General features: G+C 54.7%; 11 protein-coding genes. All 11 read left to right on the top strand.

Annotation, left to right across the window (positions count from 1 at the left end):
- The first annotated feature begins 13 nt into the window (after positions 1–13).
- The 11 genes from EYB48_RS03830 to fes all read left to right on the top strand — a co-directional run bounded on the left by EYB48_RS03830 (position 14) and on the right by fes (position 15,011).
- Positions 14–1,954, top strand: coding sequence for a TonB-dependent receptor plug domain-containing protein (locus tag EYB48_RS03830; RefSeq protein WP_162018990.1), 1,941 nt, complete (start codon positions 14–16; stop codon positions 1,952–1,954).
- Positions 1,955–2,275: 321 nt separating this feature from the next.
- On the top strand, positions 2,276–3,559 hold the full coding sequence (locus EYB48_RS03825) for an isochorismate synthase (RefSeq protein ID WP_162018989.1): 1,284 nt from the start codon (positions 2,276–2,278) through the stop codon (positions 3,557–3,559).
- On the top strand, positions 3,556–5,223 hold the full coding sequence (locus EYB48_RS03820; RefSeq protein ID WP_162018988.1) for a (2,3-dihydroxybenzoyl)adenylate synthase: 1,668 nt from the start codon (positions 3,556–3,558) through the stop codon (positions 5,221–5,223). Before EYB48_RS03825 ends, EYB48_RS03820 begins: the two co-directional genes overlap by 4 nt.
- A gap of 37 nt (positions 5,224–5,260) precedes the next feature.
- A complete protein-coding gene (locus tag EYB48_RS03815; protein WP_162018987.1) occupies positions 5,261–6,151 on the top strand; it encodes an isochorismatase family protein in 891 nt (296 codons plus the stop codon).
- A 10-nt stretch (positions 6,152–6,161) separates the two neighbouring features.
- A complete protein-coding gene (dhbA, locus tag EYB48_RS03810) occupies positions 6,162–6,995 on the top strand; it encodes a 2,3-dihydro-2,3-dihydroxybenzoate dehydrogenase (RefSeq protein ID WP_235934899.1) in 834 nt (277 codons plus the stop codon).
- 43 nt (positions 6,996–7,038) lie between these two features.
- Positions 7,039–8,259 carry an efflux RND transporter periplasmic adaptor subunit gene (locus tag EYB48_RS03805; protein WP_235934897.1) on the top strand — a complete coding sequence of 407 codons (1,221 nt, stop codon included), beginning with the start codon at positions 7,039–7,041 and terminating at the stop codon, positions 8,257–8,259.
- Positions 8,260–8,264: 5 nt separating this feature from the next.
- Complete coding sequence (locus EYB48_RS03800) at positions 8,265–11,486, top strand: multidrug efflux RND transporter permease subunit (protein ID WP_162018985.1); 3,222 nt, start codon at positions 8,265–8,267, stop codon at positions 11,484–11,486.
- Positions 11,487–11,493: 7 nt separating this feature from the next.
- Positions 11,494–11,775 (top strand): hypothetical protein, encoded by a 282-nt coding sequence (locus EYB48_RS03795; RefSeq protein WP_162018984.1) that lies wholly within the window; start codon positions 11,494–11,496, stop codon positions 11,773–11,775.
- The gene (locus tag EYB48_RS03790; RefSeq protein ID WP_162018983.1) at positions 11,765–12,106 is read left to right on the top strand and encodes a hypothetical protein; all 342 of its coding nucleotides are present in this window, start codon (positions 11,765–11,767) and stop codon (positions 12,104–12,106) included. The genes EYB48_RS03795 and EYB48_RS03790 overlap by 11 nt, the downstream gene beginning before the upstream one ends.
- Positions 12,103–13,728, top strand: a complete 1,626-nt coding sequence (locus EYB48_RS03785) for a PepSY-associated TM helix domain-containing protein (protein WP_162018982.1) — start codon at positions 12,103–12,105, stop codon at positions 13,726–13,728. Before EYB48_RS03790 ends, EYB48_RS03785 begins: the two co-directional genes overlap by 4 nt.
- Positions 13,725–15,011 (top strand): enterochelin esterase, encoded by a 1,287-nt coding sequence (gene fes / locus EYB48_RS03780; protein ID WP_162018981.1) that lies wholly within the window; start codon positions 13,725–13,727, stop codon positions 15,009–15,011. The genes EYB48_RS03785 and fes overlap by 4 nt, the downstream gene beginning before the upstream one ends.
- The last annotated feature ends 53 nt before the right edge of the window (positions 15,012–15,064 follow it).

Below are 15,064 nucleotides of genomic sequence, written 5' to 3'. Positions count from 1 at the left end.
ACCGAGGAAAGAAATGTCATTTGCAAAGAAAATCCTGGCCCTGGCAATTGCAAGTATAGGGACGCAATCCGCGCTGGCAGTTGAGGCTGCAGATTCAGCTGACGGTTCTGTGGTGGTGGTCACCGCGACCTTGCGCGCCCATACCATAGCGGCGGCGCCAGCATTTACCACCGTCGTGACCGAGGATGACATTGCCAAGTCACCGGTGAATAGTCTGGCTGATCTGTTACGTGAAACAGTGGGCGTGAATAACATGACCGACGGCACTGGCCGCGATGAAATTCAGATCCGTGGTCTGGGTGGCAAATACACGCTGATGTTGCTCAATGGCAGACGGGTATCTTCTTCCGGTGTGTTGTGGCGTGGCGGTGATTTCGATTTCAGTTCTATTCCTTTGAACAGCATCAAGCGCGTGGAAATTGTGCGTGGTCCTATGGCTGCGCTGTATGGCTCGGATGCGATCGGTGGTGTGGTCAACATCATTACCAAAGAACCGGGCAAGCAATGGATAGGCAGTGTCAGCAGTGAATACCGCCGCATCGCCTCGGGTACAAATGGGGATCAGTATCGTCTTGGTGCCTCCACCTCTGGCGCCATCAATGACAAGCTGAGCCTGTCCATCAGCGGCGAAATGTATGATCGTCAGCCTTGGTTTTCTGATGCCGATCCAATTCACGCGCCACGCCTGGAGCAAAAACGTTCGCAGAATCTGATGACGACCGCCACCTGGAAATTGTCGGAAACGCAGACCCTGGATATCGACTTTGGCTACAACAAAGACAAGCGTCCGTATGGCATGTACTACTATGCCTATTTCCCGCAATGGAACTATGAGGCCAAGGATTACCGTGAGCAGGAAATCACCCGCAATACCTACGGTTTGAATCACAAGGCCAGCTGGGACTGGGGCACCACCACGGCCTATGTCAGTCGTGAATCTTCCAGCATCGATGATTTCAATTCGCGCTATAACAAGCCGCAGCAACGATTCATCAAAGAAGAAAATACTTACGCCAAGCTCTACGCCAATACCAATTTTGGCATCAATGCGATGACTGTCGGTTTTGATTTCCGCGATCAGAAAATTTCTGACATGGTCTATAAAAGCGGTGGCGTCAGTACCCGTACTTCTGCCTTGTTTGCCGAAGATGAAATCAATTTGCTCAAGGGTCTGAACCTGACACTGGGCGGACGTTTTGATAAGAACGATGCGTTTGGCAATCACTTCTCACCTAAGACTTACCTGACCTATCAGGCCAACGATGCAGTCACGGTCAAAGGCGGTATCACCAAAGGTTTTAAAGCTCCGGATGCGTATCAGATCACGAAAGAATACAGCGTGGTCAGTTGTGGCGGTAAATGCTTCCTGGCCGGGAATCCGAACTTGTCGCCGGAAAAAAGCACCAACTATGAAATCGGTGTGGAAGTGCATCAGAAAGCCTGGAACTTCACCGCTGTCGTGTTTAAAAATGAACTCGATAACATGATCGTCTCTCTCTATGATGCGGCTGGTCCTTCGCGCAAATGGGCGAATGTGGCCAAAGCCAAGACTCGTGGACTGGAATTGCAGGCGGATGTGGAGCTCGGTTCCGGTGTATCGGTGGCGGGTAATCTGACACATCTGAAGGCGGAATACATCGATGAAAGCGGCAAGCTCAGCAAGCTCGACAATCGTCCGGAAAACATGCTCAACCTCAGTCTGAATTGGAAAGCTACGGACAATCTGCAAACCACGCTGGCTGCAAATTACGTGGGCAAGCAATACTTCGAGGGCAATGACTTGCCAGCTTACACCCGCTATGACGCGACCTTCGCCGCTAAGCTCAACAAGAACACGACCTTGCGTTTTGGTGTGAAAAATCTGACTAACGTCAGCCTGGAAGAGAAAAACAAAAACTTCCAGACCTTTGAACTGGGCCGCAATTACTACGTCAGCGCGACCTACGCATTCTAAAAACGTATAAGCCAGCCGGGGCAGCGCGCTGCACATGCGCGCGTTGTCACCGGCTTAGGTAGATCAAGTAATCATCGTCAACATCGTCAACATCGCAATAAGTGGCCGGGACACGGAGCATTTTGCCCTGTAGTCCTGACTGCCAATATTTTGCTAACTCCATCACTCACCAACAGCCACAGGCTGAAGGCGACAGTGGAGCAGGACTATCCCGCAAAACGCGGAGCGAGCCAGCGTAGCGCCAGCCAATGAAATGCTTAGATTTTCAGTGTGACCACTGAGAGCGTAGCGATATTTTTTTAGGCTAGTGAGGATATGAGCATGCTTGCATTTCCATCCGGCGCACGCAAAGACGAACGCGACGCCAATACAGAATCAGCGGTATTTCAATTCATGTCGGCGCATCGCTGTGTGCGCGCGACTGGCGTAGCGGAATGGATCACCATGCCAGCCCGGGCTGAGGGGCGTGAACCAGCGCAGTTTCAGGCTCATGTCCAGGCTGCACTGGAGCGTGCCCGTAGCAACGGCATAGCACATCCCATCGTGATCGGTGCGCTTCCATTTGATCTGAAGCAGCCTGTCAGTCTGGCCATTCCACAGTCTTATGAATTTTTTACACGTGAGGATCAGCCTGCTGCAGTACAGTCAGTACCGACAGCTTTGCCGCAAGCGACTTACGCACGCAGCGTGCCGGAAGAAATCCGCTTCCGGCAAGGCGTGCAGCAGGCGATCGCAAACTTTCATTTCAGTGATATCCGTAAAGTGGTGCTGTCACGCCTGCTCGAAGTCGGACTGGCAGAGAATATCGATCCGGCGCAGCTCTTTGCGCGGCTGTTAGCGCAGAATCCGGGCGGCTATCAATTCCGCATGCGCACAGCGAACGGCGCTGAACTGATCGGTGCGAGTCCAGAACTACTGCTTAGGAAGCATGCGGGCCGTATCTATTCCAATCCGCTGGCGGGCTCGGCACGGCGTCAGGCCACGCCTGCGCTGGATCAACAAGTCAGCCAGGATTTGCTGCACTCAGACAAAGACTTGTATGAGCACAGCCTGGTCATTGAAGACCTGCAGCGCGTCATGCAAACTCTGTGCAGTGAGCTGACGGTGCCAGCGACGCCATCCTTAATCAGCACTGCATCGATGTGGCATTTGTCGACAGCGATTGAAGGCATTCCGGCCGATCCCGCCATGTCAGTGCTGGAACTCGCCTGTCAGTTACATCCTACGCCAGCACTATGTGGCTATCCTACCCAGCTGGCACGCAAACTGATCAGCCTGGTTGAACCGTTTGAACGTGGTTTGTTTGGCGGCATGGTGGGCTGGTGTGATGCAGAGGGCGAGGGCGAGTGGGCGGTCAGCATACGTTGTGGACTGGTGCGCGAAAAACAGATTCAGTTATTTGCCGGTGCCGGCATCGTGGCCGCATCCTGTCCCGAATCTGAATGGGCAGAAACGCAGGCGAAATTACAAACCATGCTCAATGCCTTAGGCATAGAGATACAGCCGACAGAAAAGCAAAGCACAGCACAGCAACAAACCCAGCAACAAACCCAGCAACAAACCCAGCAACTGCAGCCGCAAGCGGCGGATGAGGTGCTGGTATGAGTGCAGCGATTTCCCGTAAACCGCTGCTTCCTTTCAGCCCCTGGCCCAGTGATCTGGCCAGACATTATCGGCAACAGGCTTACTGGCTGGACCTGCCATTGACTGACATCCTGCAGCGTCAGGTGACGTCACAGCCTGAGCATATCGCCGTCATTTGCGGCGAGCGCCAATACAGCTATCGTCAACTCAACGATGACGCGGAACGTCTTGCCCGTGTCCTGCATCAGCGCGGGCTTGGCCCCGGCGATAGCGCCCTGGTGCAATTACCCAATGTGGCTGAGTTTTACATCGTCTTTTTTGCCTTGCTCAAGGCCGGCATTGCACCGGTCAATGCCTTATTCAGTCATCAGCGGCTTGAGCTTTCTTCCTATGCCAGTCAATTGCAACCTAGCTTGCTGATTGCATCAGCGCGGCATCAGTTGTTTACCGATGCTGGATTCAGCAATGAACTGCGGACCGGGATACCGGCATTGCGCAATATCCTGGTACTGGGTGCGACGGATTATGCAGAGGACTTAGCGGATTTGATCAGTCAGCAAAGTGACACAGTTAGCGTCATGCAGACGACACCTGCGGATGAAGTCGCATTTTTCCAGCTATCGGGTGGCAGCACCGGTACGCCTAAGCTGATACCGCGTACCCATAATGACTACTACTACAGCGTGCGGCGCAGTGCTGAAATTTGTGCACTCAGCCCTGCCACACGCTATTTGTGCGTACTGCCAGCCGGGCACAATTATTTGCTCAGTTCGCCCGGCAGTCTGGGTGTGTTCTATGCTGGAGGTACGGTGATACTGGCATTGGACCCGGAGCCAGTGCGCTGCTTCGCGCTGATCGCGCAGCATCAGGTCAACATGGCGGCACTGGTGCCATCTGCGGTGATTTTATGGCTGCAGGCCGCAGTGGGCAGGCAACAGCAATTGCACTCTTTGCGCTTATTGCAGGTCGGCGGCGCCAGCTTTGCAGAAGCCTTGGCCAGACGGGTTCCGGCTGAGCTGGGCTGTCAGCTGCAACAGGTGTTTGGCATGGCAGAAGGCTTGGTGAATTACACCAGACTGGATGACAGCGAAGACAAAATCTTTACCAGCCAGGGTCGTCCTATGAGTCCGGATGACGAAGTGCTGGTGGTGGATCAGGAGGGCGTACCGGTGGCAGATGGCGAAACAGGGCTGTTGCTGACGCGTGGTCCCTACACCTTCCGTGGCTACTATCAGGCACCCGACCACAATCGGCAAGTCATCAATGCCGATGGCTTTTATGCATCCGGCGATCTGGTGCAAAAAACGGCGGATGGCTATTTGCGTGTGGTTGGCCGCGTCAAGGATCAGATTAATCGTGGCGGTGAAAAAATCGCTGCCGAAGAAATCGAGAATTTACTGCTGAAGCACCCGGCGATTTTGCAAGCAGCTTTGATTTCGATTCCGGATGCTGCACTCGGTGAAAAAAGCTGTGCCTGCATCGTGGTCAGCGACAGCACGCTGCGTGCCGTCAGTTTGCGCCAGTATCTGCGTGAGCAAGGCGTAGCCGATTTCAAATTGCCAGACCGTTTTCAAATTCTCGAGCGTTTGCCGCTGACGGCGGTAGGGAAGACCGATAAACAAAGCCTGCGTGCGCATCTGCACGCAGTGATAGCACAGGGCAAGCCTCTTGCCGCCCAGGTCTGAACTGAGCCTAACTGAATTTATACCCAAAGAGCTAGCCATGTCGATTCCAGTGATACCGTTTTACACCTTGCCATCTGCCCATGATTTACCTGCAAACCGCGTGCAGTGGAAACCAGATACCACGCGGGCAGTTTTGCTGATCCATGATATGCAAGAATATTTTCTGCGTTTTTACGGCGCAGATAATCCGCTGGTGCATGAACTGATTGCGAATATCAGCGCCATCCGGCGTTGGGCCAAAGCGGCGGGTATTCCTGTCGTGTACACCGCTCAGCCTGCCGAACAAAATCCACAAGACCGCGCGCTGTTGAATGATATGTGGGGACCTGGTCTGACGAAGGCTGATCCGGCCCAGAAAGCGGTGGTCGCTGCGCTCCAGCCTGAGCCAGACGATACCGTTCTGGTCAAGTGGCGCTACAGCGCATTTCAACGCTCATCCCTGCAGCAACTGATGCAGGAGTGGCAGCGTGACCAGTTATTGATTGTCGGCGTGTATGCGCACATCGGCTGTATGACGACTGCGCTTGATGCATTCATGCGTGATATCCAGCCCTTTATGATCAGCGACGGTGTGGCCGATTTCACAGAACAGGAACATCACATGGCATTGAATTATGTGGCGGGCCGATGCGGTGCTGTGCTCAGCATGGCACAGCTACTGGAGACCACAGGGTCAACAGTCTCGCCTGCGCGCCCTGTGATGAATCGCGAACAGCTCAGACAAATCCTGCTCAGCTATATCGATGAAGACGACAGTGAATTCGGGGAAGACGACAATCTGATGGACTACGGTCTGGACTCAGTGCAGGTGATGGGGCTGGTAGCGGAATGGGAGAAATTTGGCGTCAAGGTGACATTTGAAGAGTTAGCCAGAAAGCCTAGCCTGAACGCATGGTGGACACTGTACTCGCAAAAGCAGGCAGCGTGAGGAGCTTACTATGATGCGCGCAACGCCGGAGCAGGTGGCCAAGGCGCCGCTTCCCAAGCAGGCACCGCCGCCGCGTCTCCAGTTTGAGGGCCAGCAAGTCTGGGTCACCGGTGCCGGGCGGGGTATAGGCTATCAGATCGCCATGACCTTTCGTCAGCTCGGTGCAAGGGTGGTCGGTCTGGATCGTCATTTCGAGAGTGAACTGGGTACGCAGGAGGGCAAGCGTTATCCGTTTAAAACGGTGGTGCTGGATATTACTGATCGCGCTGCAGTAGCACGTGTATGTCAACAGCTGTTGCTGGAAATGCCGCGCCTGGATGTATTGGTGAATGCCGCTGGCATCTTGCGTCTGGGCTTGCTGGAAACACTGACGCTGGATGACTGGAAAAGCAGTTTCGATATCAATGTCAGCGGTGTGTTTTATCTGCTGTCTCAACTCATGCCGCAATTTAAGCAGCAAGCGTCCGGTTGTATTGTGAACCTCGCTTCCAATGCCGCCCATGTGCCGCGTATGAATATGAGTGCCTATTGTGCGTCCAAATCCGCCCTGGTCAGCCTCAGTCATTGTGTCGCCTTGGAGCTGGCGGAATATGGTGTGCGCTGCAATCTGGTCTCCCCAGGATCGACCGACACACCCATGCTGCGCGCCATGCTGCCCAGCGAAGCGAGTATGCAGCGAACCATAGAAGGTTTGCCTGAGCAATACAAGCTGGGCATTCCTTTGAAAAAAATTGCGACCCCGAGAGAAATCGCCAACACCGTGGTTTTTCTCGCTTCCGATCTGGCCAGCCATATCACGATGCAGGATCTGGTGGTGGATGGCGGTGCGACGCTGGCTGCGTGATGTACGCATTGATGAATCAACATACTGTGAACAGGTTGTCCCCTTGCTTAATCGAACCGTAAAAAAAGTGGTAAAACTGAATTTTATCTATGTATCAATTCTGAGCGCGTCAACGGCATTATTGTTGTCTGCCTGTGGCAGCGAACAGATTGCGACCGCAAAAGAAGTGACAGAGGAAAAAGAAGTGCTGCCTGAAGTTGCGGTACTGACTGTGCATACGCAGTCCTTGCCGGTGCGCACAGAATTGCCGGGGCGGGTTGCGGCATTACGCGTATCCGAAGTCCGGCCACAGGTTAGCGGCATCATACAGAAACGCCTGTTTACGGAAGGCTCCGATGTCAAGGCGGGTGACCTCTTGTATCAGATTAACCCGGATAGTTATCAGGCTAAAGCAGAACAGGCAGAAGCCGATCTGGCATTGGAAAAGGCGGCTTTAGTCAACCTTAGGGTGATCGCGGAGCGCTATACCAGACTGCTCGATAGTAAAACGGTCACGCAACAGGAATATGAACTGTCGCAAGCAAATTATCAGCAGGGGCTGGCACGGGTAAGACTCAAGGAAGCTGCGCTGAAAACAGCGCAAATCGATCTGCAACGCACGCAGATCCGCGCTGCCATCGCAGGACGGATAGGGCGTTCCAACGTGACCGAAGGTGCCTTAGTATCCGCTGACCAGATTGCGTCACTGGCCAGAATACAGCAGCTTGATCCTATTCATGTCGATATCGTTCAGTCCAGCCAGCAATTGACGCAATTGCGTCGTCGATTGGGCAGTGGCTCGCTTAAGCCTGGTCTGTCAGCGGTACATCTGGTGCTGGAAGATGGGCAGGCTTATAGCGAAGCCGGTACCTTGAAATTGACGGAAATGGCGGTTGATGCCGATGCTGGCGCAGTCACGCTGCGTTCCCAGTTTGCGAATCCCGAAAAGCTGTTGATACCTGGTATGTATGTACGCGCCAGCGTAGCGCAGGGCGTGGAGTCGGAAGTCATACTGGTACCGCAACAGGCAGTACGTTATGACGAGAAAAATCAGGCCAGTGCACTGGTCGTGAATAAGCAGCAGCAGGTAGAAGTGCGCGTACTGGAATTGGCAGGCAGTCAGGGTAATCAATGGATAGCACGCAGCGGTCTGCAGTCTGGAGAACGTGTCATCGTTGAGGGTGCATTGAAAGCCGCACCGGGCGCCAAAGTCAGGCCAACAGAATGGAAGGCTGCCGCAATGCCTGACCCGGCGGACAGTCCGGCACGAACGGCGAAAGAGTAACAGTCATGATTTCCCGTTTCTGCATAGATCGCCCGGTTTTGACCTGGGTGCTGACGATAGCCTTGATGCTGGCCGGCCTGATCGCCATACGCATGCTGCCGGTTTCACAATATCCCAATATCGCGCCGCCAGTGGTGCGCATCGCTGCCATGTATCCGGGAGCTGCAGCCCAGGTGGTGGAGCAAAGCGTGACACAGGTACTGGAGCAGGAATTAAAAGGCCTGAAGAATTTGCTGTACTTCGATGCGAGCAGCAGTGCCTCCGGTGAAGCCGAAATCATGCTCACGTTTTCTCAGGAAACGGACAATGAACAGGCCTTGATTCAGGTGCAGAACAAGGTCAACCAGATCAGCAACCGGCTGCCGCGCGCAGTTCAGCTAAATGGCCTGAGTGTGAGCTCGATGCAAAACAGCTTTCTGATGATTGCCGTGTTTTACGATCAGAATGGGCAGCGCACCGATACCGATATTTCCGATTGGATGAACAACTATTTGATGGGACCGCTCAGTCAGATAGCCGGGGTAGGTCATGTGCGTAATTTCGGATCATCCTATGCGATGCGTATCTGGCTCGACCCTGCAAAACTCCATCGTGTCAGCCTCATGCCTTCCGATGTGATCGAAGCGATCGAAGCACAGAATACCGAAGTGCCGGTTGGTGAGCTGGGTGCCAGGCCTGCCAGCGACAGCCAGCAATTGAATGTGACCATCACCGCTTTGTCTCGTTTAAAAACGCCTCAGCAATTCCGCGATATCGTGGTCAAAACCGGTGCGGATGGCGCACTGGTGCGGCTGGCAGATGTGGCCAGAGTTGAGATAGGAAATGAAGCTTATAGCAGTACTTCGCGTCTGAACGGTATGCCGGCGTCGGGTCTGGCCATCATGCTGGCGCCGGGCGCCAATGCGCTGAGCACGGCTGACGCAGTCAAGCAGCGTATTGCACAGCTGGCGCCCGCATTCCCACCTGGGGTGCAGGTAATGTATCCGGAAGACGCGACCCGTTTTGTCAAACGCTCCATCAGTTCCGTGCTCATCACTTTGCTCGAAGCAGTCGCACTGGTGGTGTTGGTGATGTTTTTGTTTTTGCAGAACTGGCGCGCTACCTTGATACCAGTGGTTACCGTCCCAGTGGTATTGCTGGGTACTTTGGCGATTCTCGCCGTATCCGGCTACACCATCAATACGCTGAGCTTGCTCGGTCTGGTGCTGGCAATAGGTTTGCTGGTCGACGATTCCATCGTCGTGGTTGAGAACGTCGAGCGTTTAATGAATGAAAATGGTCTGGATGCGCGCACGGCTACCTTGCAAACCATGCGTGAAATGACCAGTGCCCTGACCGGCATCGCCCTGGTATTGGGAATGATATTTTTACCTATGGCATTTTTTGCCGGTTCGGTGGGAGTGATTTACCGCCAGTTTTCCATCACCCTGGTATCCGCTATGGCATTGTCAGTTCTGCTTGCCATCAGTCTTACGCCCGTATTGTGCGTCGCTTTGCTGCAAGCTAAAAAGCCCCGCCTTTCTTCGTCCAGTGAGCAGATGCACACGAAGCAGGCTGCAAACACAAAAAGTACAAGGATTGCAGTCGTACTGGCCAGCTTTGCCGCTGCGACGGCTTACCTGCAGCAGGCTTATGTAGCGCTGTTGTTCAAGGTGTTATCGCGTCCGCTGCGCTTTGTGCTGGTATATGTGGTGGTGATAGGTGCAGCCTGGTTTGGCTATCAGCGTTTGCCCATGGCCTTTATCCCGGAAGACGATCAGGGAACCATCATGGTGCGTTTCATGTTGCCACCCGGAGCGACCTATCCACGCACGGCAGAAGTGGCGAAACAGATTGAGCATTACTTCCTCACTACAGAGGCAGCCGCGATCAATGGAATTTATACCGTGTCTGGTTTCAGCTCGACCGGCGCTGGTCAGAATGCCGGCATTGCTTTCGTGCCTTTGAAAGACTGGGCACAGCGTCAGGCGAAAGGTGATACTGCACAAGCTATCGCTGCGCGTGCTAACCAGGCACTCAGCATGCTGCGCGACGCGCGTGCTTTTGCCATGGTGCCACCGCCGATAGATGGCTTAGGAAATGCCAATGGCGTTGAGTTTTGGTTACAGGATGCGACTGCGTTGGGGCATGCCACGCTGACCGAACGTGCTGCAACACTGGTCAATAAGGCGGCGGCTTATCCTGAGCTGATGTTTGTCGATGCGGCTGGTATCGAGAATAGTCCGCAACTAAGGATAGATATCAATCAGCAAATGGCGATGGCTTCTGGGCTGGACCCGAAGGACGTCAATTCCACGTTGAGCACCGCCTGGAGCGGCGTCTATGTGAACGATTTTATTCACGGTGGACATGTCAGGAAAGTGTTTGTTCAGGCTGATGCGCCGTATCGCTCTGCTCCGGAAGATATTCAGCACTGGTTTGTGCGTGGCGCTAAAGGCAGCATGACATCGTTCTCTGCCTTTGCCAGCACGCGCTGGGAGAATGGGCCCAGTCAGTTGCGCCGCTTTAATGGCATGCCAGCGATCCAGATCAGCAGCGCCGGTGTGCCCGGGGTCAGTTCGGGGGAAGTGATCGCAACGCTGGAACAGCTGGCCCGCGCTATACCGGGTACTCAATATGCGTGGAGCGGTTTGTCGTATCAGGAAAAGCTCTCAGGAGGACAGGCGATGCTGCTATATGGCGTTTCTGCGCTGTTCATTTTCCTGTGCCTGGCAGCCTTGTATGAAAGCTGGACTATCCCGGTCTCTGTCATGCTGGTCATTCCTTTGGGGGTGTTGGGTGCAGTGGCAGGCGTGAATTTGTCCGGCAGTGACAGGGATATTTTTTTCCAGGTCGGTATCCTCACTACGATGGGCTTGGCAATCAAAAATGCGATTCTTATCGTCGAGTTTGCCGAGAGCCAGATCCGGCAAGGGCAGTCTGTGCTGGCGGCAGTAGTCGCTGCTGCCCGCCTGCGTCTGCGTCCTATCCTGATGACCTCACTTGCGTTTGGCGCCGGCATCGTACCGTTGGTGCTGGCGAATGGACCGGGTGCTGCCGCTCAGCGCTCTATCGGAGCCAGTTTGCTGGGCGGGGTGATTTCAGCTACCGCACTGGCCTTGATTTTTGTTCCGCTCAGCTATCTGTTGGTGGTGAAGACGAGCCAGAAAATACGCCAGCTCGCGGGGCGTCTTTCCGGTCCCGCTAAGCGCACTGATTCCGCTTCTGATTCCATTTCCTCGTTTTAGTACAAGCATGATGAAACTACTCTTTTTACTCCTCACCGTGACGGCTTGCGCGCTGCTGTATCTGAGCCATCGTCATCAGGCATGGTTGGCGCAGCCCTTAGCGCAGATGCCCTGGCGCTATGCAGGATTTGCTCTGTTATTGCTGGCACCTGTGGTGGGTGCGCAAGCTTATAGCACCGCCGCCTCGGTGTTTGCCTGGCTGGTCATCAGTATGCTGACACTCAGCTTGCTGCCATTTTTTTCTCTGATTTTTTTACTGTTTGCGAAGAAGGCTGAACATGGACGCTAATGCCAACACGGCTACTGTCAAGCCGCAAAAAAAGCCCGCTATCCATCCTGACTGGTGGAGCAAAACCTTAGCCGGTGCCGTGTTGGGGCTGACACTGGCATTCGCTGTATGCGGGCTGTTTGCCTGGTGGGGGCCAGGCGGTATCAGCGCACCGAACAAGGTTCAGTTCGTGATGTGGATGATCACGCCGCTATGGCTGGTGATCTTTAGTCTGGTCTATCTGTTTCACACGGGTATGCGGGCCGTACTTTGGCTGCTGGCGGCCAATGTGCTTGCTTACCTGTTGTTGTGGATCTCCCGTGGAATGCCTGTTCTCTTGTCTTTATCATGAAAATTCGTAGCGATATTCTCCGTATCTATCAGTCCTTACATACCTGGGTCGGTATCACGACCGGTATGTTGTTATTCATCGGTTTTTTTGCCGGTGCCCTGACCATGTTCAAGCAGCCACTGGATCGCTGGATCAGCCCGCCCGCCAGCCATGGCGCGCCTGCGCCGGTTGCGATGAGTCCTGACCAGCTGGATGGTCTGGTGCGCGCTATGCTGCAACAGCGTCCGGACGCACGTCAGGAATTTACTTTGCATCTGACGCAGCAGGAAAACATCGCTGCCCCACTGAGCTGGACTGGCAGCGAAAGCGGACATGAGCTGGATTTGTCCGCGCAACGCTGGCTGGGCACGCTGAATGAAGCCGGGCAATTCACTGCGCGTGCCGACACGCCTTCGCTGCTGGCGGAGCTGATCGACATGCTGCACCGTACTGCCGGCATCCCCGGAACATTGGGCGATGAGTATCTGGGTACCTATCTGATGGGTATCGCCGGTGCGATGTATTTCCTGGCGCTGGTCTCAGGTGTGATCTTGTTATTGCCTACCCTGGTCAAGGATTTTTTTGCGCTGCGCCCCGGCAAAAACCGCAAACGTTTCTGGCTGGATGCACACAACATCATAGGCATACTCAGCCTGCCGTTTCATGTACTGATCAGTATTACAGTCGTGGTCTTTGCTTTTCATGATTTGTTTTACGGCAGTCTGTCGCGCGTGGTGTATGGCGATACGCCGATGTTTACCCGGCCAGCTGTCCATACCAGTGAGACGCACAATGTCGCGAACATGTTGCCGGTCAGCGCATTGATAGAAAAGCTGCAGCAGGCAGCACCGGAGGCGAGTTTGCAGGAAATCCTGTTCATGGGGCTGGAAGGGCCACGTCCTGTGGCACGTGCTGCCTTGCTGAGTCCTGAACATTTGGTACAGGGGCCGCAGGCCGCCTATGTACTGATACAGCCTTATACCGGTCAGGTGATCGATACCAGCATGTTACCGGGTCAGGGCAATGTCTGGAGCGCGCTGACTATTCCATTCTTTTCCCTGCATTTCGGCAGCTTCGGTGGTGACCTGATGCGCTGGGTGTACTTTGTGTTTGGTCTCAGCGGTGCGTTTCTGTTCTATTCCGGGAATTTGCTGTGGGTGGAAAAACGTCGCAAAAATCAACAAGCTAAGCAGCAAGCTAATCAGCCTGCTGTGATCCAGTCGCGCGCCACACTATGGATGGCTGCGGCAACGGTAGGTGTGTGTCTGGGCGCGGTAGCAGCTGTGTGTTGCACCATGGTTGCCGGCAAGCTGATGGTTGCCTGGGTCAGCCAAATCAACCATGCTTATCTGACCGTGTATTACAGCGTTTTTGTGGCGGCAGTGAGTTGGGCATTCTGGCGCGGTGCGGCGCGCGCAGCAGTGGATTTGCTGGCTGTGTGCAGCATCGCCGCGCTGGCAATACCGCTGACCAGCCTGCTGGCATGGCTGCTGCCAGGTTCCGGCGTATGGATGCATCTGAGTCTGGCCAGCCTCAGCGTTGATCTGGTCGGTTTTGTGGCTGCGCTGATGTTTGCCTGGGCATGCTGGCTGACTGCGCGTCGTGTGCGACATGGTCCCAAAGACAGCGTGTGGGCAGCATGAGGCCGATATCACCGGCGCTGCTCAGACACCCTCTGCTGCAGCGCGCCGATCTGGGCAGTCCAGCCTGGTGGCATGCCGTGCAGCAGACGGGTACGCCTTTGATACAGGCTATGGATGAAGCGAGCGATCAGGTCATTTTTTTGTGGCGAGATCCACAGGGTGGTCCACAAGACTCTGCATGCCAGCATGTCTACATCGACGTGTATTCACATACGCCACATCCGCTGAAGCAGCTGAGCTCCTTGCAGCGCATAGGACAGAGCGATGTCTGGTGCTGGCAGACGGTGCTGCCTAAGGACTGGTGTGGCAGTTATTTTCTGCTGCCTGCAGAACAGCAGCATCTGCCTCCATCGGGTGCAACGCGCGCGCAAATGCGGCAATGGTGGACAGATCTGATGGCAGCGCGGGCACAGTCTGACAGCTTCAATCCGCTACCCACACATAGCAATGGCTCTGGCGTCTCCTTGTCCCGTCTAAGTTTGTCACAGGCGGTCAAGCATGCTGCCTGGCAGCAGCTTGAATCCGGTTTAGAAACCGATGCACGGAATAGCCCGTCACTGCGCGGGCAATTGCAAACTTTGCGCTGGAACAGCAGTCGCCTGCATACCGATCGCACGGTCTGGCTGTACCGCACGCAAGGCAAAACCGCAGATGCCGTGGAGGGTAATTTGCCGCTGGTGCTGTTACTTGATGGCCAGTACTGGACGCAGCACATGCCCCTGTTTCCGGCTTTGGATGAATTGAGTGCGCGCGGCGATTTGCCTGCTGCGGTCTATCTGTTCATCGATGCGATGAACCACACCCAGCGTGCCAGCGATCTGACTTGTAATGCAGATTTTTGGCTCGCTGTGCAGCAAGAATTACTGCCGCAAGCCTGTGCCTTGCAAGCCTTCAGCGCTGATCCCCGGCGCAGCCTGGTTGCTGGCCAAAGTTATGGTGGGCTGGCTGCCATGTATGCAGCCTGGCACTGGCCACAACGCTTTGGTCTGGTGCTAAGCCAGTCCGGTTCGTTTTGGTGGCCGGATGCCAATGAGACGGGTGATCAGGGCTGGCTGACCCGGCAAGTCCGTAGCGGTTCAGTAACGCCCGGCAGCTTGCGCGTCTGGATGGAAGCCGGTTGCTATGAGAGCGACATGACTGGCGTTAATCAAGCCATGTGTGCTGCTCTGAAGTCGGCCGGACATCAGGTTTCTTATCGCGAATTTCGCGGTGGTCATGACTGGATATGCTGGCGCAATGGCTTACTGAGCGGGCTTTGCGATCTGCTGTCAGCGCTGGTCTGAACACTCACCCATTTCATTCTATTTTTTTGCGACATCCAATCAGGGAAGCGATA

This window comes from Cognatundibacterium crateris, from assembly GCF_010078235.1.
Taxonomy (GTDB): Bacteria; Pseudomonadota; Gammaproteobacteria; order Burkholderiales; family Burkholderiaceae_D; genus Undibacterium; species Undibacterium crateris.
Note: the sequence above shows the minus strand (reverse complement) of the source record. Positions and strands in the feature narration are given on the sequence as shown.